The following is a 20524-nucleotide window of genomic DNA, read 5'->3' on the forward strand; positions in this document are numbered from 1 at the left end:
GGTCACGTTCGGGTCCACACTTTTGATCGTCTTTTTCATCCTCTTGACCAGGTTATTTACCTGAGCCCTTCGGTATGTATAAATGCTTTTTTTCTTCTTTTTGTAGGAAGATTTGTTATATTCTTTGGCATCGAATGCTTTCTTGACATTCTTCTTTGAAAAACTCGGATAGAAATAGTCATCCATATGGATTCCATCCACATCGTACTTCTGGACAATCTCCTTTGCCCCGTTCACGATCAGGTTTTGTACGGCCTTTTTGGATGGATTGTAATAAAGACTTCCCCCGTAGGAAAGTACATTCCTCCTGGTAGATTTCTTTGCATTCCACTTTCTGGCCGGGTTGTTCTTTGACAGCTTTTTATAGCTGGTGCTGCCCTTGGTCACCCTGTAAGGATTCACCCATGCCTCAATCGCCATTCCTTTGGAGTGTGCCACAGATACCATGATCTTCAGCGGATCATATCCCGGGCTTCTGCCCTGTTTCCCTGAGATATATTTGGACCAGGGAAAGTACTTGGACTTATAAATAGCATCACCGAACGGCCTTACCTGCACGATTACACGGTTCATGCCAAGGCTCTTTCCCTTGTTTACAACTTTTGTAAAATACTTTTTAAAATTGGATGCGTTATTCTTTTTATAGGCGTCACGATATTCATCATAATCATAGAATGAAAACCAAAAAGCCTTATATTCTTCTGATGCTTTTGTTGTCTTTGCCTTCTGTTCTGTCTCTGTCACAGCGGTCTTTGGCTGTACCTTTGCGATCTGATTTCTTCTCTGGGCAGCCCGCACCACTGCCTCACTGCTTAAACTGACAAACATGGCACTGGCAACCAGCCACGCTGTCAGACGCAGGATCTTCACCCTTGATTCTTTCATACTCTTCGATCCTTCCCTTCCCACTATCTGATTCTGTCAATTTTCTGTCACTGCTGTCTCCATTGTATGAAGAATTTTCCAGCTTGTCAATGGAAGAATCCTATTGTCCGGCGAGCATCTGTAACTGCTCGTAGAAGTTTGGATATGACACGTCCACACACTCTGCATCCTCAATGACCGTTGTTCCCTGTGCATTGATCCCTGCGACAGAAAATGTCATGGCAATCCGGTGGTCATACTTGCAGTGAATAGCCGCTCCTCTCAGCGGATTTCCGCCGCGGATGATCATTCCGTCGTCGGTTGCCTCGGCGTCTGCTCCCATTTTTACCAGATTGTCTACAGTCAGATCAATTCTGTTGGATTCCTTCACTTTTAGTTCTGCCGCATTTTTAATCACGGTCTCGCCCTCTGCAAATGCCGCCATCAGCGCAATGACAGGGATCTCATCAATCAGTGTGGGAATCAGCTCTCCGCCGATCTCCGTGCCTTTCAGCCTGCTTGTTTTTACTGTAATATCTGCCGTCGGTTCTCCGTTATCGCCTTTTACATTGGACATCGTAAGATCTGCCCCCATAGCTTCACAGACTTTGATGATGCCGTTCCTGGTCGGGTTAATGCCGACCTGTTTCAAGGTAATACAGGAATCCGGAGTCACAAGTCCCGCGGCAATGAAAAACGCTGCAGATGAAATATCCCCCGGCACTGCAATGTCCGTGGCCGTCATCTCTTTTGGCGGCATCACGGATGCCGTTGTACCCTCCGACAATACCTGAACTCCGAAAGACTTAAGCATCAGTTCCGTATGGTTCCTGGACAGGGCAGGCTCTGTGACACTCGTTCTGCCGTCCGCATAGAGTCCCGCAAGAAGAACTGCGGATTTTACCTGTGCGGAGGCCACCGGCGATTCATAGCGGACTGCCTTCAATGGTTTTCCGGTTATTTTAAGCGGAGCACATCCGTCTCCATTGACACTCTCAATCTCCGCTCCCATCATGGAGAGCGGCTTCATGATGCGCCCCATGGGGCGTTTGTTTAAAGATGCATCGCCTGAAAGTGTAACTTCAAAATCCTGTCCGCTCAGAATCCCGGAGATCAGCCGGGTCGTCGTCCCGCTGTTTCCCACATCCAGCTGTTTCTCAGGTTTTTTAAGTCCACGGAGGCCGTTGCCGTGTACCGTAACCACTGTGCCTTCCTGTTCTATCCTGACTCCCATTGCCCGGAAACAGTCTATGGTAGCCAGGCAGTCCGCACCGGATAAAAAGTTTGTGATATGCGTTGTCCCCTTTGCCAGAGAGCCGAACATGACCGCCCTGTGGCTGATGGATTTATCTCCCGGTATGGATATCGTACCTTTTAGTCCTTTTACTTTCTTAAGTTTCATTTCTAGTTCCTTTCATATACACTGTAATTTTTATCCTGCAAAATCTCTCTGGCCCGTTTTGCTGAGACATCATCGTAAAGCATAATTTTTAAGACACCCTCTTCAAACTCCCGGTTGTGAATGATCCCGATATTTTTAATACTGATATTATTGAGTGCCAGCAGAGTCGTAGTCGTAGACAATGTTCCCGGCTCATCCGGAATATCTACAAATATCTCATAAGATTTTTCCATCAGTCCCACGGCACTGTCCGGAACGGTCTCCCGGTACTCTCCTGCCTCTTTAAAATACTCGTTCAGATAACTGTGGTCGTCTCTGTCCAGCGCATGGATCATTTCGGAAATGCTGTCTTTGATCTGCACTAAAAGCTCTTTTATATTTTCCTTATTGGAAAGACTGATCTGCTCCCAGACAACGGGAGAGGATGATGCAATCCTTGTGATATCCTTAAAGCCGCCGGCTGCCAGCTGTTTTAAGATGCCGTCTTCGGTGTCCATATTTTTCACCGTATGTACCAGTTCTGCCGCCATAATATGCGGGACATGACTGATCGCAGCGGTAAAAGCATCATGGCGTTTTGCGTCCAGAAGGATTGTCAGTGCACCCAGTTCTTCTATGAAAGATGTAAATTCTTTCACCTTTTCTGCATTTACTTTCTCTGTCGGCGTTATAAAATAATAGGCATTTTCAATCAAACGGTCAGAGCTATAAGAAAATCCGGCTTTTTCCGAACCTACCATAGGATGTCCACCGATAAAACAGGCCTCCATGTCCAGTTCTTTTACTTTTTTATGAATCCCGCCTTTTACGCTGCCTACATCGGTCACGATGCATCCCTCTTTCAGATTTGGCTTCAGCTGCTCTAAAAACTGGAGGTTATGCTGCACCGGCGCACATAGAAAAATGTAGCTGCATTCGGAAAAATCTCTGTTAAGTTCCGCCGCCGGACGGTCGAGAACCCCTTCCTCCACAGCCTTTTTCAGTGCTTCTTTGTCCGTATCATATCCGATCACCGTATAATTCGGGAATACACGGCGTACATTTTTGGCAATGGAACCGCCGATGAGTCCAAGCCCGATAAATCCGATTGTAAAATTCGTCTCTGTTGACATATAGATCGCTCTCCTTGTGTTGATTGATATGGTTCATTTTACCGTGGCGATAGGGAAAAGTCAACACACCGTCACTTTAAAGCACCAAAGTATAGAATTCCTTCATTGACCGCATCATAAAAATGATTTATGATAAGTATGTAGAAATGTCCGCAAAAAAGGAGAAACCCATGTTTGAAAAAGCCATTATCTTTGCAACGAAAGCCCATTCCGGCCAGAAGCGAAAGGGAACCGATATCCCGTTCATGATCCATCCACTGGAAGTCGCCTCGATCGTTGCCGGCATCACGCCGGATGAAGATATGATGTGCGCTGCGGTCCTCCACGATGTCATCGAAGACTGCAGAGATGTAACAGGAGAGGATATACGCCGGGAATTTGGGGATAAAGTAGCGGATTATGTTCTGATGGAAAGTGAAGATAAGAGCAGATCCTGGATTGAAAGAAAACGTCATACAGTGGATTTTTTAAAACACCGTGCAAAACGTCCTGCCAAAGTCATTGCCCTTGGGGACAAGCTAGCCAACGTCCGTTCTCTGGCCAGGGACTACAAGCTTCTGGGAGACGAGCTGTGGCAGCGCTTTAATATGAAAGATAAGAATATGCAGGGCTGGTATTACAAAAGCATGATCGAGTGTTTTAAAGAGTTTTCTGATTATCATGAATACAACGAGTACTGCTGTCTGGTTGAACAGGTGTTTAAAGACACCATTGATATTGATATAGAGGATGAAAAAACAGGCGTGAGATAAATATTTCACGCCTGTTTTCGCTCTCTGAGCCGAACCCCAAAGCAGCTGTGCTCCAGCTATCCCAAGGCTACATCCAGTACCATCATGATCAGGAATCCAACCATGACACCCAGGGTTCCGGTGTGAGAGTGTTCCCCAAGATGTGCCTCAGGGATGAGTTCTTCCACTACTACATAAATCATAGCTCCTGCGGCAAAAGACAAAAGCCACGGCATATAAGTTCCAAGTCCTTCTGCCGCCAGCACGGCCAGCACACCGAACACAAATTCCACCGCGCCGGACAGTGCCCCGAACACAAAAGCCTTTCCTTTGGATAAGCCTTCTCTCCTCAGCGGAAGAGAAATTGCCGCCCCTTCCGGAAAATTCTGAATCCCGATCCCGATGGCCAGGGCGACAGCACCGCTGAATCCCACGCCTCCGTGCCCGCTCGCCACGGCGAAAGCTACACCCACGGCCATTCCCTCCGGAATGTTGTGTAAGGTAACGGCGAGGACGAGCAGAGTCGTCCTTTTAAACGAGGAAGAAAGTCCCTCCGGATGTTTCTCCCCCAGATGCAGATGCGGCATCAGCCGGTCCATCAAAAGAAGGAAGACTCCTCCGAGGATAAAGCCTCCGGCAGCCGGTATCCAGCCGATCTGCCCATTGGCTTCTGCCTCTTCGATAGCAGGGATGAGAAGGGACCATACAGACGCTGCGATCATGACACCTGCGGCAAATCCCAAAAAGACCCTCTGCATATTTTCCTGCATGTCTTTCTTTAAGAAAAAAACAGTGGCTGCGCCGAGGGCTGTCATCAAAAATGTAAATCCCGTACCTCCGGCCGCCCACTTTAAAGCTTCCATATATCCCACTCCTTAATTGCTTTTTGTTAAAACTAAATAAGCCATATCTTAAATGATATGACTTATTATTTCATATTTCTATATTATATGCAATCTTATCGAAAACATAAAGACCTTTATTGAGTCAGTTTTTTCAGCAGCTCCTCTAATCCGGACAAATTTTGTATTACATAATGGGCACCGGCATTTTTAAAGGTTTCCTTTACTTTTCTGCACACAGTTTCCTTCTGTGAATCTGTCATATTTTCGTATTCCTCTTTGGTCAGTCCCATCTCTGAGCTTCCTTCCACCACACCCACAGAAATGACACCCGCATGCCGTGCTTCTTTGATATCGGAAACCGTATCTCCGATCTTCACCACATTTTTTACCGTGGAAACCTTCAAAGCTTCCAGATTTTTAAATATCATATATGGATAAGGCCGCCCGATTCCTTCTGTGGAATCCGGTGAAAACCATGCGTCAGGCTCATATCCCTGTTCCTTTGCACCTTTTGTCACGACTTCCATCATAGCATCCGTATATCCGGTCGTGGAGCCGATCTTAATGTTTTTCTCCCTGAGAAACTCCACCGTTTCCGGCACATACGGCTTGAGCGTTGTAAACCGGTCTAAAATGCTCATAAGTTTGGACTCAAATAAGTCATACATCTGAAGTACGTGATCCTCGGAAGGTTCCGTTCCATGTTCCTTCACCCACAGATCGTGAATCCGCGGCATGGAAAGCATCGTCCTGATGTGATCGATCTTCAGCATTCCCATAGGTTCTCTCACCTCATCCATGGTCGGTTCGATTCCAAAATGTTTAAATACTTCCACGAAAGCCTGCACCGGTGCAAAACACCCATAATCTACCGTTGTACCTGCCCAGTCAAAAATAACGGCTTCTATACATCTGCTCATTGTTTCTTCTCCTTTAAAAATTGCTCCATGATTTCTGAGAGTTTCTCAATATCCTCCGGGTATATTTCTCCAATGGTGCCGATGCGGAATGTCTCGGCTTCCGTCACCTTCCCCGGATAGATCGCATACCCGCGCTCTTTGATATAATGATACATCTCACTGAACGTAAAATCTGTATCTGCCGGATACAAAAACGTAGTGATGACCGGTCCCTGATGCGCGCCGTCAATATAAGGCTGCATACCCATAGACTGAAACCGTTCGATCAAAATGCGGTTGTTTTCCCGGTAGCGGGCCGCCCTTTTTGCAATTCCGCCTTCTGCTTCCAGTTCTTTAAGCGCTTTTGCAAAGGCAAGGACCGTATGAGTAGGGGAGGTAAATCTCCATTTTCCGTCCTTCTCCATCGTTTCCCACTGGTCATATAAGTCCAGGGACAGGCTTCTGGCGTTTCCTTTACTGTCTGACAGCTTCTTTTTATCGGCGATGATAAAAGAAAAGCCCGGAACACCCTGAATACATTTATTTGCGCTGCTTATGAGAAAATCAATGCCTAATTGTCCGACTTCAATGTCCACGCCTCCAAAACTGCTCATAGCATCGACGATTAACGTCTTATTGTATTCCTTCACCACAGAAGCAATGGCCTCAATATCATTGAGAATGCCGGAAGTCGTCTCACTGTGCACCATAGCCGCATGAGTGATTGCAGGATCTTCTCTCAGTATCTTTTCAACAACTGCTGCCTGGGGAACTTTTCTATAATCTTCCCGATAAATTTCATAAGGTATCCCCGCATGCTCTGCAATGTCCGCCATACGCTCCCCATATGCACCGTTAGCAATGATCAAAAGCTTTCCGTTTTCATTTATCACGCTGGTGATCACGGATTCTACACCAAAGGTCCCGCTGCCCTGCATGAGGACGGCCGTATAGTCGTCCTCTGACACGTGAGCAAGGGAAAGCAGCTGTTTCCTTATCGTCTGGGTGATGTTTTTATAATCTTCATCCCAGGTACAGTGATCAAAAAGCATCTCTTGTTTTACAGTGTCCGTGGTTGTAAGCGGACCGGGGGTTAATAACTTATAGTGGTTCATCTTTCTACCTTTCTCTTATTTTGCGCTTTCTGATAATTCCTGATGTTTTTCCAGAAGATCCAAAGTCAGTTTTTCTTTAAATACTTTTGGGTTTCCGGATTTGTTTTCACTCGATTCGTCCTCGCCGTTATAAATCGGAATCGGATACGTCTTAATCAAGTCTGTTCTTCCCTTTTTGATGATGCATTCTGCCATCTCAAGGGCAAGCTTTTTCTTGCCGCTGTCTTTTTTGTCCACTACGGAAACACACTCTGTCAGAGAAAAATTTCCTTCTTTCGGGTCTACATAATCAATCGGAAGACCGTCCTTTTTGTCTGCCACCGCCTGCTGTCTTAAACCAAATCCAATGGCCACTTCCCCTGCCCGGACCTTCTTGATCGGAGCGGAGCCTGAATCTTCGATGTGGTCTCCTGCATTCTGGTAAATGTCGTGGAGGATGCTTTTTGCTTCTTTCTCCCCATATTCAGACACAAGGCCCTGGATCAAAAGCCATGCGGTGGAAGATGCTTTGATATCCGTCACGGAAATAGATCCTTTATACACGGGCTTTGCCAGGTCTTTGATGGATTTCGGTTTCGGAAGTTTCTTCTCCTTCATTACTTCCGTGTTCAGGATCAATGTTCCTTCCTGTGCCGTGATTGGTGACTCATACTTCTGAAAATCAGATTCTTTCTTTAAGTTCCTGTCGAAACCAAGATCCGCAAACATCTTGTTTTTCTTCTGGGCACTCTCAATATAGAAGGTGCTCATCGTCACCATATCGGCCTCTATATTTTTGCCCTCTGCGATCAGCTTTCCTCCCAGTTCTGAGGTTCCAAACGTCTGAAGAATATATTTCCCTTTGTATCCGTTTCCGTCCAGCGCTTTTTTCATAGCCTCCACGGCTTCGTCATCTGCGTTGGAATAGATCACCACCTGCTCATCCTGTTTTTTCGCGGAACACCCGGAGGCAAGCACTCCGGTCGCTGCCAGAAGGGCAGCCATACACATCACTGATGCTCTTTTTAACCATGTCTTTCTCATAAACTTCTCTCCTTGTTTTTTCTAATATGTAATTTAAAGAATTGTCCAGCCGCTCCTCCCTCTGTGACTCCTGCAAGTTTGGTAAATGCAAACTTACCGATCACATTTGTCGCAAGAATTAAAAGAGAAAGCACAAACACTTCGTTAAATTTGTTATAATACTGCAGTTCTTTGATCTTCGTCGTGATGACCATTGTCCTGGCCCCAGCGATGAAGATGACCGCACTGATCGTCACCATGGCATTGATAAAGTAATAACTGAATACCTCGATGATCGTACTCAATGCGTTGGGCGTTACAATTCTCAAAATGGTTTTTGCCCAGCTGTCTCCCATAAGCATCGCTGTTGTCTCCCATGAGGCGTTCATTTTCCCCAGGGAACTCTTCATCATCAGATAAGGCGTGGAAAAAAAGTGGACCACGTTGCAGATGATAATCAGCAAAAATGTATTTTGAAGACTGGTGCCTGAAAATAGGAATAAAAATGCGAGGCCCAGCACCATTCCGGGTATCGTGTTCGTCACCAGGGCAATTCCTTCTATGATGTCTTTTGCCTTTTGACTGATCCTGCTTCTGGCTGTCACCAGGGCGCTTCCATATGCGGCTATGGTGCCGAGTGCTGCCGTGGCCGCTGCTACAAACAATGAATTTGTGTAGACATTGAAAAGGTTCGGGTCCTCAAAGACATTTCTGAAATTGTCCAGTGTAAAACTAAGCCTGTAGGGCCATTCTTCCACAAATGGAATTACAAAAATGACTGCAAATACAGATAAGACGCTGACGATCAGAAGAATACTGACCCCGCCGCATAAACCATCTCTGACTCTGTTCTTTTTCAGTTCGATCTTGGAAATCTTGTTATACCTAATCTGGTATTTCTCCAATATTTTTAAAACCGTAATGCTGACGACAGACGGCACAAGCATTACGACAGCCACTACCGCGCCGTTTTGGAAATTCGGTATGCTTCCGAGCATCTCGCTGTAAAGCAGAGATGCGATGGTCTTAAACTTTCCTCCCACTGCCGCCGGAATACCGAAATCCGTAAAACTCAAGAAAAAAGACTGAATCACGGATGCAGCCAGCGTTCCTAAAAGAGGACGAAGCACTGTCATTTTGAAATTTGCAAAGGCACTGTCACCCATCACTCTGGACACAACCATATACTTTTTATCTATGTAGCCCATCGTATTATTGATCAGCATGAATGAAATAGGCAGAGTATAAATGACGTAGCCCATCAAAAGACCTTTCATTCCGTAGATTTCAAACAGCTGCTTCCCGAACAGCCGGGTCAGAAGCCCCTGTTTTCCGAAAGAATAAATGATTGCAAAACCGTAGGTAATCGTCGGCAGAAACATGGGCAGCACAGCGGCTCCTTTGATAAATGTCTTGATCCAGTTCGGTGTGTTTGTATAGTGGATCGTATAAGCCAGGATAAATGCCAGCAGAGTCGTAACCGCCGCGCTCAGTCCCGCAACGCCGAAGCTGTTTCTCAAGATTTCCAAAAAATCTTTCCGTGCAAAAACAGACTGAAAATTTTGTAAGGTAAGCCCTCCTCCTTCTGTCGTAAACGACTTCATCAGAAGCTGTACCACCGGGACTGCTAAAAATGTAAGAAAGATCAGCGCGATCCCGGCAAATATGATTTTAATCTCTTTTTCTTTTCTATGTTTCATCTCATTTCTGCCGCCTTATGAAACAAGGCTTTCCTTTCCGGGCTGTATATTCAGCTGATTTTTAAACAGCGTGAAGATATTGTTCTTCTTGATCTCCAGCTGGTTCAGGATAAAATTCTTCACAAAATCATTCTGGGGCGCATTGACGATCTGTTCCGGCTCGCTGTACTGGGAAATCCGCCCTTCATTTACGATCAGCACCCGGTCAGAAAGTGTCAGAGCCTCTTCGGGATCATGAGTCACGATGACCGTAGTCAGATGAAATTCTTTCGCAATCGTCTTGATCCTGTTTTTTATGGATTCCTTAATCACTCCGTCCAGTGCGCTTAAAGGCTCATCTAAGAGAAGGATTTTGGGCTTCATGACCAAAGTCCTTGCCAGTGCCACTCTCTGCTTCTGTCCTCCTGAAAGCTGCTCAATCTTTTTCGGAAGATGATCCTTCAGTCCAAGCAGGCCGATCAGTTCGTCCACTTCCTCTTTTGACGAAATGTCCGGCTTATTTTTCAGCCCGTATGTAATGTTTTGATATACATTCAAGTTCGGGAACAGAGCATAATCCTGAAACACGATGTTGAATCCCCTCTTTTCCATTGGGGAATCCGTGATATCTTTTCCGTTAAACTCAATTTTTCCGCTGTCCGGTTCTGTAATTCCGAGGATCATATTTAATAGTGTTGTCTTTCCGCAGCCGGACGGCCCCAGGATGGAAACAATCTCTCCATCCGGAATCTCCAGAGATATTCCGTCCAGCACCGTAGTGCCGTCATAGGATTTCTTTATATTTTGTAATTTCAGCATAAACTTCCATTCCTTTCTCAATCGATATCATCTCTTTGAACAAGACCAAGTCTATCACCGAAAGTTTGAATTCATTTGAACATCATGTTAAATGTTGGTAAAAAAACAGAAGGAAGATCCCTTGATAAAGATCTTCCTTCTATGAAAAAGTATTGAATCATTAACCCAGTATTTCTCTCAGATCACTTTCCGGGTCTGAAACAGGATGTATCCGGTATTCCTTTACCAGCATATCCAGTACGCCCGGTGATAAAAATGCCGGCAGTTTCGGTCCAAGATAAATATCCTTCATGCCGAGATAAAGAAGAGTCAGCAAGATACACACCGCCTTTTGTTCATACCATGACAGTACCAGGGTCAGCGGCAGGTCGTTGATCCCGCAGGAAAAGGCTTCTGCCAGAGCCTGGGCTGTTTTGACGGCACTGTATGCGTCATTGCACTGTCCCATATCCATGATCCGGGGCAGTCCTCTGATCTCTCCCAGGTCCATATCATTGAACCGGTACTTTCCACAGGCCAGCGTCAGGATGATGCTGTCTTTCGGAGTCTGTTTTACGAATTCCGTGTAATAACTCCGCTCCTTGTGTGCCCCGTCGCAGCCTCCCACAAGGAAGAAATGACTGATCTCGCCCTTTTTCACCGCATCCACGACCGTATCTGCCACAGACAGTACTGTATTGTGCCCAAAGCCGGTCACCGTGCTGCTGCCGCCGTTGATTCCTGTAAATTCTCTGTCTTCTGCATACCCTCCCAGTTCCAGCGCTTTTTCGATCACCGGGGTGAAATCTTTGTCCTCACCGATGTGAACCATTCCCGGATAGGAGACGACTTCCGTCGTAAAGACTCTGTCTGCATAGGACGGTTTTACCGGCATCAGACAGTTGGTCGTAAACAGCACCGGAGCCGGGATATGGTCAAATTCTTTCTGCTGGTTCTGCCACGCAGTGCCGAAATTGCCTTTCAGATGCGGATACTTTTTAAGTTCCGGGTAAGCATGGGCCGGGAGCATTTCCCCGTGTGTATAAATATTAATCCCCTTGTCTTCCGTCTGCTCCAGCAAAAGTTTCAGATCGTAAAGATCATGTCCCGTTATGACAATGAACGGTCCTTTTTCCACCTTAAAAGGAACGGATACAGGCTCTGGGTTCCCAAATGTTTCTGTGTTTGCCTTATCGAGAAGTTCCATACACTGTAAATTCACTTCTCCAAGCTTCAGTGCAAGTGATAAAAGCCGTTCTTTGGGAAGATCGTAGCCTATGGATGCCATGCCTTCATAGAAGAACCGGTTTACCGTCTGATCCGAATAGCCCAGCACCATGGCGTGATAAGCATAGGCTGCCATTCCCCTCAATCCAAACAAGATCAGGGATTTTAAGGACCGTATGTCTTCCTTCTCCTCCCAGAGTTTTTTCATCACATAGTCATCGTTTCTTCCGCAGGGTGAGGAACATTCCCCGCAGGAAGGCACTAATTTTTCCTTCTCCCTGTGCACCAGGCCGATCTGCTGCCGGATCGTCTCCGGGTTAAAATTTACATTGGTTATTGTCGTAAACAAGCCAGACAGCATGGCCCTGTCCGTACTGTCCAAAGGCCGGCTCCCTTCTGTGGAACGGGCAAGGCTAATCAAAGCTCCGGTCAACCGGTCCTGGAGTTCTGAAGTCTCTGCATCTTTCCCGCAGACCCCTGCTGCTCCTGTACATCCGCTGCATCCTGCCGTCTGTTCACACTGAAAGCAAAACATCTTTTTATCCATCGCTCTATCCTCCTGAAATTTCTTATATTTGAGTTTGTTCCTTGAGTATACAGGAGTGAGCCTTAAAAATCTGTTGGATATTCAACACTTTGTCAATTAATTTTCTTTGTCTCCATAAACATCATGAAAAATACTGCCAGAAGAAGTGCAGAACAGATCAGAACGGCATTGTGAGAAAGCACATTTCCTGCCACCGTGCCTGCTGCCGCACCTACTATGAAAAACAAAATAATCCCAAAGTATTTCAGGCTCCTGTTCAGCAGTTCCCGGTCTTTCGTCTGGAAATATTTAAACAGGATTTCCATTCCGCTTCTTAAGTTTCCTGTGCACATGGTCGTCGCATAGGCATTTCCGTGTACCTTTCGAAAGGTCTCCACCTGCATGGCACAGACAAAAGAAATGATCACATTGGCGATCATATCCGCTTCTCCCGAAGGGATAAAGGCAACCAGGCAGATCATCGCCGCTTCGATCATGACAATGATCTGTCTCCAATGGATTTTTGGATGCTGTTTAAAATACTTCTTGATGAGTTCCACCACAATGACTCCGGCCGCAAAGGCCAGAATAGGGATGGCGTAATGGACACCCCCCTGCCACTTTCCTTTTTGCAGGCTGATGCCCAGCAGTACGATATTTCCGGTCTGGGCATTGGCAAACACTCCGCCTCTGAAAAGATAACTGTACGCATCCAGAAATCCCCCGACAACTGCCAAAACGGCACCCAGCTGAAAAGCCTCGGACATCTGGATTTTCTTATGCTGTTTCACTGAATCTGCCTCCCTTAACCGCAGTAAAATTCCTGAAGAGCCCTGATCATATATTCTGTGTCCCTGGCTCCTGCCGTCTCATAGGCAGAATGCATGGCAAGCTGGGCAAGGCCGATATCCACGGCTTTTAACGATACACTGCCCGTCAGAATATTTCCGAGAGTGGAGCCTCCCGGCAAGTCTGAGCGGTTGTGGAAGGTCTGATAAGGAACTCCGGCTTTTTCACAGATATGTTTCATCATCGCACCGGAGTATGCATCCGTCGTATATTTTTGATTGGCACTGTACTTGATCACAATTCCTTCATTCATATACGGCCGGTTCGTAAGATCTGCCTTTCCGGGCTGGTTTGGGTGTACCGCATGAGCATTGTCCGCAGAGATCATAAAGCTCTCCGCCACGGTCATCCGGTACTGCTCCCCGGTTCTCCCCAGCGCCTCATTTACCCGCCACAGAACATCTTCTAAAAATGTAGATCCGGCTCCCTGTTTTGTTCCGCTGCCGACCTCCTCATTGTCAAACGCACAAAAGACATTCATATACTCTCTGCCCTCACTGTTCACAAAAGCCTGCAAAGATGCGAATACACACTGAAGGTCATCGAGCCTCGGTGCCGACATAAACTCGCCGTTTGCTCCCCATACAGTTCCCGGCATCCGATTATACAGGTAAAGATCTGTACCGAGAATATCATTTTCATTTACACCCGCCTCGGATGCAGTTGTCCGCATAAATGTCTTTTCGGCTGTCTGGTCCCCCAAGACAGGAAGCATATGAATCTGAGGGTTCAGTGCGTCATCCTCTGCTCCTCTTTTCATATGGATCGCAAGCCTTGGGATCATCAAGAGATCTTTCTCTATATGAATCAGCTTTTCCGTAAGTTTTTCCCCATCTCTCACAATAATTTTTCCTGCCACAGAGAGCGGACGGTCAAGCCAGGAGTCCATGAGCATTCCCCCATATTTTTCGGTATTTAATTTTGTATAATGCTTTTCTGCCTGTAATTCCATATTCTCTTTGATCTTAAAAGCGGGTGAGTCCGTATGGGATGCGGTAATATGAAACCCTTTTAATTTTTTCTCCGGTATACAGAAAGCAGCCAACGAAGAACCGTTTCTGCTGGTAAAATACTTACCGCCCTTTTCTATCTTCCATGCCTCCTGCTCCCTCAGTTCCGTAAATCCATTTTCTGTCAATTCTCTCTTTATCTGTTCCACAGCGTGATAGCTGCACGGACTCTTTTCAATAAACTGAAACAACTGCCGGTTAATCTGATCTGACATGTTCTGCCTCCTTCTCAGCATCTCTTCTTTATAAAAACAACAAATAAGTTTACCAGGCAAAAAAATAATAAAATAATTGTAACAGGCAAACATTTTATAGCCTGAAACTCATTTCCTGCCCAAATCATAAAAACTATCAAAACAATGGATGCCGGAATTATATATCCAAATCCCTTCTTCATGTTTAATAGTTTTATCTGTATATATATACTTAGCATTAAAACAATAATCACAGCAATTGTATATAATCTATAACTGTCCATTTTACTATAACCTCCTGTCTCATCTGATCAAGTCAATGCATTTTTACTTCTAAATTAAGCCCTATTATATGCCAATCAACTTCAAATGTAAATTATCTGATTCCCCATACCCTTAATAGAACAAAAAAATAGCAGCCAGAAAGACACCTTTCCGCTGCATATTCTTTCGATATAAAATTCTTAGCAATCAGATTCCCGCCAGGTGCCTTAAGGATTCCTTCAGTGCTTCCTGTTCCTGCTGTCCCATATCTTTCAGGACGATTCTGTTGACCTCTTCCACTGTTTCGAGAATCGGTTCTTCCAAGTCATTCCCCTTATCCGTCAATATAATCTCTACAAAACGCCGGTCTTCTTTGCTGACTTTTCTCTTGATCAATCCTTTTTTCTCCATTCTCTCAAGAACACCTGAGATCGTAGAGTTTTCCAGCCTCAGTTCTTCTGCGATCTCCTTCGGACTGTTTTTCTTCTTCACCCAAAGACAATACATCACACCGTACTGTACCGGAGTCACGTCAAATTTAGAGAGCTGTGCGCTCATCTCCTGAAACACCGCGTGCTGGGCAGTGGTCAAAAGATAGTTGATACATTGATTCAATTCCATCCGTTCCTTTTCCCTCCTACACAAAACTACATGCAAACACTTCAAACTGTTTGCATACTATATATTTCATCATATCTGTTACAAAAACTTCTGTCAAGAAGACATACTATAATTTTAAGGCTTTTATCCTAAAGCAAAGTCATCCTTGTAAAGCATGAAAAGGGGATGCCATAATTGACATCCCTGAAAACTTAGGATTCATATTCCAAAAACAGACTATCTGAAAATCGCTCCGCTCACAACCAGCTTCTGGATTTCATTGGTTCCCTCGTAGATCTGAGTAATCTTGGCGTCTCTCATCATGCGCTCTACATGGTATCCCTTCATATAACCGTTTCCGCCCAGCATCTGCACCGCCTCTGTTGTCACATGCATTGCCGCCTCTGTACAGAGGTATTTTGCCTTTGCGGCCGGAATAGAATATCGTCTTCCTTCCTGTTTGTCGGCAGCAGCCTTATAAAGCATGAGTTTTGCGGCATCAATTTCCATTTCAAGTTCCGCCATCTTAAATGCAAGATACTGGTTCCTGTATAATGGTTTGCCGAACTGCTCTCTCGTCTTTAAGTATTCTTTTGCAATCTCAAATGCACCTTCTGCAATTCCAAGTCCCTGTGCGGCAACACCGATACGGCCTCCGTCCAGAGTCTTCATAGCCAGTTTAAATCCGTCTCCGGAAGGAACGATCATATTTTCTGCCGGCACCCGTACATTTTCCAGGATCATCTCTGAAACCTGTGCGGAACGGATTCCCATCTTGTCTTCCACTTTGCCCACTGAAAATCCGGGAGTTCCTTTCTTCACCACGAAACAGGACAGTCCCTTGGCTTTTTTCTCAGGTTCCGTCAGGGCATATACTGCCGTATAATCGGCTAAAGGTCCATTCGTATTGAAACACTTCATACCGTTTAATATGTACTCATCCCCGTCTTTTTCAGCAACGGTTACACATCCGCCCGCATCAGATCCCGCATTTGGTTCCGTGAGTCCGAAAGATCCGAAGTGCTGTCCGGACAATACCGGCGCCAGAAATTCATTCTTTTTCTCGACCGGAGCGTCAGAGTTCATGATGCTTCCTCCATATAAAGAAGTGGATACAGAATAAGAAATACCCACAGAAGCATCTACTTTAGAGATCTCCTCCACTGCCAATACATAAGACAGGTAATCGGCTCCCTGGCCTCCGACTTCTTTCGGATAAGGAAGTCCGATCAGTCCCAGTTCTCCCATCTTCTTATAGAGATCTACCGGAAATTCACTGTTGGCATCTCTCTCGAGCACTCCCGGCTGTAACTCTGTCTGAGCAAAGTTTCTTGCTGTCTCCTGAATGGCTGCCTGCTGTTCCGTTAATTCAAAATTCATAAATAATCACTCCTTTCACCAAACTTAACATAAATTTACCATTTTGTTTCCTTATATTTGCATACTAATATTTTGTAAGCTAAATATATCACCTCTTGTGCATATTGTCAATAAACTTTTATAATCTTTTATAGAATTATACAATTTAAATAAAATATATTGATAAACCATTGACAAACACGCAAATATAGTCCATATTAGAAGCATAAATAATATTTTGTATCCTAAATATTTGCACGCCAATATGTTAATTTTCTAACAAGAGCTGATTAAGTGTAATGTATATGTCATTTCAAGGAGGATTTAGAATGAACAATTTATTAATGGAAGTAGAAAACGAGATCGCAGTAGTTACAATCAACAGACCAAAATCTTTAAATGCCTTAAACAGTGAGACATTAGCAGAATTAGACCAGTGCTTTTCCGAGATCTCCCGCCGCAAGGACATCAGAGTCGTTATCCTTACAGGATCAGGAGAAAAATCATTTGTAGCCGGAGCCGATATTTCTGAAATGGTCAATGCCACTCCTGCGGAAGGAAGACAGATGGGTCTGCTGGCAAAGGAAGCATTCCTTAAATTAGAGACAATGCCTCAGGTAACGATCGCCGCTGTCAACGGATATGCTCTCGGAGGCGGATGTGAGATCTCCATGGCCTGTGATATCCGTGTAGCCGCAGAAAATGCAAGATTCGCACAGCCGGAAACAGGACTCGGAATCCTCCCGGGATTCGGAGGAACACAGCGTCTCTCCCGCTTAGTCGGAAAAGGACGTGCAAAAGAACTTATCTTTACCTGTGACCAGATCGACGCCGAAGAAGCTTACAGGATCGGACTTGCAAACAAGGTAGTTCCTCAGGCAGAACTGATTGATTACTGCAAAAAGATGGCAGCTAAGATCATGTCCAAAGGAAGCTATGCAATCTCTCTTGCAAAAGAAGCGATCAACACAGGCATGGACACCGATTTAAGCAGCGGACTTACATTAGAAGCAGATTTATTCGGACTCGCATTTTCTACGGAAGATAAAAAAGAAGGTATGACTGCATTTCTTGAAAAACGCAAAGCAGATTTAAAAGATTTCTAAAATAAATGAAGGAGAAAAACTATGGGAAAAGTTAAGATTATTACAGCAGATCAGGCCGCTGCCCTGGTAGAAGATAATACAACCGTCACTACCAGCGGATTTGTTGCCAGCGGAATGCCGGAAGCCCTTACAAAAGCTCTGGAAAAAAGATTTTTGGAAACCGGTTCTCCGAAAAACCTGACTTTATTTTACGCTGCTGCCCAGGGAAACCGTGACGGAAGCGGTGCGGATCATTTTGCCCACGAAGGAATGACCAAACGTGTCATCGGCGGACACTGGAACATGGTCCCGACGCTTGGACAGCTGGTCCTTGATAACAAAATTGAAGGATACAATCTGCCGCAGGGCACTCTGGCACAGCTCTACCGTGCCATCGCCGGTCACAAACCCGGCGTGATCACTCATGTGGGATTAAATACATTTGCCGACCCGCGCATTGAAGGCGGCAAATTAAATGACATTACGACCGAGGACATCGTAGATGTGGTAGAAATCTTAGGAGAAGATAAATTACTATATAAATCTTTTCCGCTGAACATCGGATTCATCCGGGGTACATATGCTGACGAGCACGGCAACGTGACACTTTCCCATGAATGCTGTACAACAGAAGTCACAACCATGGCTCAGGCAGTGAAGAACAGCGGCGGAAAAGTTGTGGTGCAGGTGGAAAAGGTCGTCGCAGACGGTACCTTAGATCCAAAATTAGTCAAGATCCCCGGAATCTATGTGGATGCAGTCGTGGAAGTGGAAAATATGCAAGACCACGAACAGTGTGTAGGATGTGACTATGACGGTGCAATGACCGGAGACTTCCGTATTCCTTTAAGCAGCCTTGAATATCCTCCTCTTTCCGCAAAAAAGATCATCGGCCGGAGAGCTGCCATGGAACTGACGGAAAATACCGTGGTCAACTTAGGAATCGGTATTCCTGAATATATCTCTATGGTTGCCAATGAGGAAGGCATCGGAGATTATATGACTCTGACCGTAGAGGCAGGGCCTGTCGGCGGCGTGCCTCAGGGAGGAGCCAAATTTGGAGGTTCCGTCAATCCCGAATGTATTTTAGACCAGCCGTACCAGTTTGATTTCTATGACGGAGGCGGAGTTGACTATGCATTCTTAGGCCTTGCACAGGCAGACAAAGACGGAAACATCAACGTCAGCAAGTTCGGTCCGAGGATTGCAGGCTGCGGCGGATTTGTAAACATTACTCAGAATGCAAAACGCTGCTACTTCTGCGGAACCTTTACTGCCGGCGGTTTAAAAACGTCTGTAAAAGATGGAAAGCTTATCATTGATCAGGAAGGAAAATCTAATAAGTTCCTGGACACGGTAGAACAGATTACGTTCAGCGGCGAGTACGCAAATAAAGTCGGCCAGCCGGTTCTCTATATCACAGAGCGCGCTGTCTTTGAACTGAGAAAAGACGGTGTCTATCTGACAGAAGTTGCCCCTGGCATCGATATCCAAACACAGATCATCGACCATATGGGATTCACTCCTAAAATGGACGGTACGCCAAAGCTTATGGATGAAAGAATTTTCAGAGATGAGCTGATGGGTCTGAAACACGATTAGCAATCCACAAATAAAGGAGGGTTTTTGTGAATTTACAAATCTTAGTCTTAGTCCTGGCGATTGTCCTGTTCGGAGTCTTAGCTTTTAAACAGATGAGTGCCCTGATCCTGGCTCCGCTTGTCACGATCTTCGTGGTTATCTGCTCCAGGCTTCCAATCCTGGACTCGCTGAAAAATGCATTTATGCCTGCAGCATCCGACTACGTGACAAAGTATTTTCTCGTATTCTTTGTCGGCGCACTGTTCGGCTCCGTTTATCAATATACCGGAGCCGCAGAATCCATAGCCAGAGCGATCGCAGGGCTCTGCCGCGGAAAATTCGTGGCACCGATCATCATGATCATCACCGGTCTTTTGACCTTTGGAGGAGTCAGTGGCTTCGTTGTATTTTTTGTTATCTATCCAATCGCATTAAACTTATTCAAGGAAGCGAATCTTACAAGAAGGCTCATCCCGGCCGCAATCTCTGCCGGATGCTGGACCTGGTCCATGAGCGGTCCCGGTTCTCCTTCTATTCAGAATGTCATTGCCATGGATAATCTTGGCACACCGGCAACAGCCGCATTTGTTCCATCTCTGATCACGACTGCGGCTATGTTTATCATGATTTTTGTCTGGCTGGAAATGCGGGCAAGAAAGTTTACGAAAAAGGGATATCGTTTTATCGATAAGTCCTTAAAATATCAGCTGAGTGAAGAAGAGATGGCCATCGATGAAGATAAAAATCTTCCCCACGTTGCTATCGCTGTCCTTCCGATTGTGCTCATTCTGGTGCTCTTCAACATCGTGAAGCTTCCTGTGGAGACATCTGTATTTGCAGGTGTAGCCCTGGCAACCATTCTGATGTTTAACAGGATCAAGGGCATCAACGAATGGATCAACGTATTTAACAAAGGTGCTTCTGACTCCGGCGTTGCTATCTTAAATACTGCAATCGTTGTAGGTTTTGGAGGCGTTGTACAGAAAACCCAGGGCTTTACCGACCTGGTTGCCGCTCTGAAAGACATGAGCATGCCTCCTCTGGTGTTTGTAATGATCACCGTGGCTGTCTGTGCAGGAGCCTGCGGCTCTGCTTCCGGCGGTATGGGGGTTGCCTTTAATGCTTTGAAGTCTACCTATATTAAAATGGGAATCCCGCTGCCTTATGTGCACAGGATTTCCGCCATCGCAGCCGGTACTTTAGATACACTTCCTCATCAGGGAGCGCAGATCACACTGCTCGGCATTTGTAAAATGACCCATAAAGAAGCTTACTGGGATATTGCGGTTACGCAGATTATCATACCATTTATATCCTGCGGAATCTTTATCGTCTTAGCTTCTTTTGGACTATAAACTTAACATTGAAGATCCGGTCCTCCG

General features: G+C 45.5%; 19 protein-coding genes. 4 read left to right on the plus strand and 15 right to left on the minus strand.

The annotated features are described in order from the left end of the window. From QVP35_RS10635 to QVP35_RS10645, 3 genes are all read right to left on the minus strand, one after another. Nucleotides 1–885 (minus strand): glycoside hydrolase family 10 protein (locus QVP35_RS10635; protein WP_288187872.1); only part of this gene is annotated, 885 nt, incomplete at its 3' end. 100 nt (nt 886–985) lie between these two features. Then, nucleotides 986–2266, minus strand: coding sequence for a 3-phosphoshikimate 1-carboxyvinyltransferase (gene aroA / locus QVP35_RS10640; RefSeq protein ID WP_009288818.1), 1281 nt, complete (start codon nt 2264–2266; stop codon nt 986–988). A gap of 2 nt (nt 2267–2268) precedes the next feature. Then, the gene (locus QVP35_RS10645) at nt 2269–3378 is read right to left on the minus strand and encodes a prephenate dehydrogenase (protein WP_009288819.1); all 1110 of its coding nucleotides are present in this window, start codon (nt 3376–3378) and stop codon (nt 2269–2271) included. A gap of 170 nt (nt 3379–3548) precedes the next feature. On the opposite strand from QVP35_RS10645, the gene QVP35_RS10650 reads away from it, so the two are divergent. After that, nucleotides 3549–4130, plus strand: a complete 582-nt coding sequence (locus QVP35_RS10650) for an HD domain-containing protein (RefSeq protein ID WP_009288820.1) — start codon at nt 3549–3551, stop codon at nt 4128–4130. 56 nt (nt 4131–4186) lie between these two features. Here QVP35_RS10650 and QVP35_RS10655 read toward each other — a convergent pair whose 3' ends face one another. The 12 genes from QVP35_RS10655 to QVP35_RS10710 form a co-directional block, all read right to left on the minus strand. Next, a complete protein-coding gene (locus QVP35_RS10655) occupies nt 4187–4972 on the minus strand; it encodes a ZIP family metal transporter (protein ID WP_022261138.1) in 786 nt (261 codons plus the stop codon). Between the two features lie 116 nt (nt 4973–5088). Further along, nucleotides 5089–5874: a phosphonoacetaldehyde hydrolase gene (gene phnX, locus QVP35_RS10660; RefSeq protein WP_009288822.1), complete on the minus strand. Its 786-nt coding sequence runs from the start codon at nt 5872–5874 to the stop codon at nt 5089–5091. After that, nucleotides 5871–6968 carry a 2-aminoethylphosphonate--pyruvate transaminase gene (gene phnW / locus QVP35_RS10665; protein WP_009288823.1) on the minus strand — a complete coding sequence of 366 codons (1098 nt, stop codon included), beginning with the start codon at nt 6966–6968 and terminating at the stop codon, nt 5871–5873. Before phnW ends, phnX begins: the two co-directional genes overlap by 4 nt. 15 nt (nt 6969–6983) lie before the next feature. Continuing rightward, nucleotides 6984–7991, minus strand: a complete 1008-nt coding sequence (locus QVP35_RS10670) for an extracellular solute-binding protein (protein ID WP_022261139.1) — start codon at nt 7989–7991, stop codon at nt 6984–6986. Continuing rightward, a complete protein-coding gene (locus QVP35_RS10675; RefSeq protein WP_009288825.1) occupies nt 7988–9670 on the minus strand; it encodes an ABC transporter permease subunit in 1683 nt (560 codons plus the stop codon). Before QVP35_RS10675 ends, QVP35_RS10670 begins: the two co-directional genes overlap by 4 nt. 15 nt (nt 9671–9685) lie before the next feature. Beyond that, nucleotides 9686–10468: an ABC transporter ATP-binding protein gene (locus QVP35_RS10680; RefSeq protein WP_006568764.1), complete on the minus strand. Its 783-nt coding sequence runs from the start codon at nt 10466–10468 to the stop codon at nt 9686–9688. A 160-nt stretch (nt 10469–10628) separates the two neighbouring features. Further along, nucleotides 10629–12221 carry a hydroxylamine reductase gene (hcp, locus tag QVP35_RS10685; RefSeq protein ID WP_022261140.1) on the minus strand — a complete coding sequence of 531 codons (1593 nt, stop codon included), beginning with the start codon at nt 12219–12221 and terminating at the stop codon, nt 10629–10631. A 92-nt stretch (nt 12222–12313) separates the two neighbouring features. Further along, nucleotides 12314–12991: a YoaK family protein gene (locus tag QVP35_RS10690; protein WP_009288828.1), complete on the minus strand. Its 678-nt coding sequence runs from the start codon at nt 12989–12991 to the stop codon at nt 12314–12316. A 14-nt stretch (nt 12992–13005) separates the two neighbouring features. Beyond that, a complete protein-coding gene (locus QVP35_RS10695; RefSeq protein WP_009288829.1) occupies nt 13006–14274 on the minus strand; it encodes a M18 family aminopeptidase in 1269 nt (422 codons plus the stop codon). Nucleotides 14275–14288: 14 nt separating this feature from the next. Further along, nucleotides 14289–14537 (minus strand): hypothetical protein, encoded by a 249-nt coding sequence (locus QVP35_RS10700; RefSeq protein ID WP_009288830.1) that lies wholly within the window; start codon nt 14535–14537, stop codon nt 14289–14291. A gap of 187 nt (nt 14538–14724) precedes the next feature. Continuing rightward, nucleotides 14725–15138, minus strand: coding sequence for a MarR family winged helix-turn-helix transcriptional regulator (locus QVP35_RS10705; RefSeq protein ID WP_006568760.1), 414 nt, complete (start codon nt 15136–15138; stop codon nt 14725–14727). Between the two features lie 216 nt (nt 15139–15354). After that, a complete protein-coding gene (locus QVP35_RS10710) occupies nt 15355–16497 on the minus strand; it encodes an acyl-CoA dehydrogenase family protein (protein ID WP_009288831.1) in 1143 nt (380 codons plus the stop codon). A gap of 308 nt (nt 16498–16805) precedes the next feature. On the opposite strand from QVP35_RS10710, the gene QVP35_RS10715 reads away from it, so the two are divergent. Genes QVP35_RS10715 through QVP35_RS10725 form a run of 3 tightly spaced genes read left to right on the plus strand, consistent with a single transcriptional unit; the run spans nt 16806 to nt 20497 of the window. Next, complete coding sequence (locus tag QVP35_RS10715) at nt 16806–17582, plus strand: enoyl-CoA hydratase-related protein (protein ID WP_009288832.1); 777 nt, start codon at nt 16806–16808, stop codon at nt 17580–17582. A gap of 21 nt (nt 17583–17603) precedes the next feature. Further along, nucleotides 17604–19163, plus strand: coding sequence for an acyl CoA:acetate/3-ketoacid CoA transferase (locus tag QVP35_RS10720; protein ID WP_009288833.1), 1560 nt, complete (start codon nt 17604–17606; stop codon nt 19161–19163). Nucleotides 19164–19189: 26 nt separating this feature from the next. Then, nucleotides 19190–20497 (plus strand): GntP family permease, encoded by a 1308-nt coding sequence (locus QVP35_RS10725; protein WP_009288834.1) that lies wholly within the window; start codon nt 19190–19192, stop codon nt 20495–20497. Nucleotides 20498–20524 lie beyond the last annotated feature (27 nt).

Source organism: Anaerostipes sp. CAG:276, assembly GCF_000432215.1.
Classification (GTDB): Bacteria; Bacillota; Clostridia; order Lachnospirales; family Lachnospiraceae; genus Anaerostipes; species Anaerostipes caccae.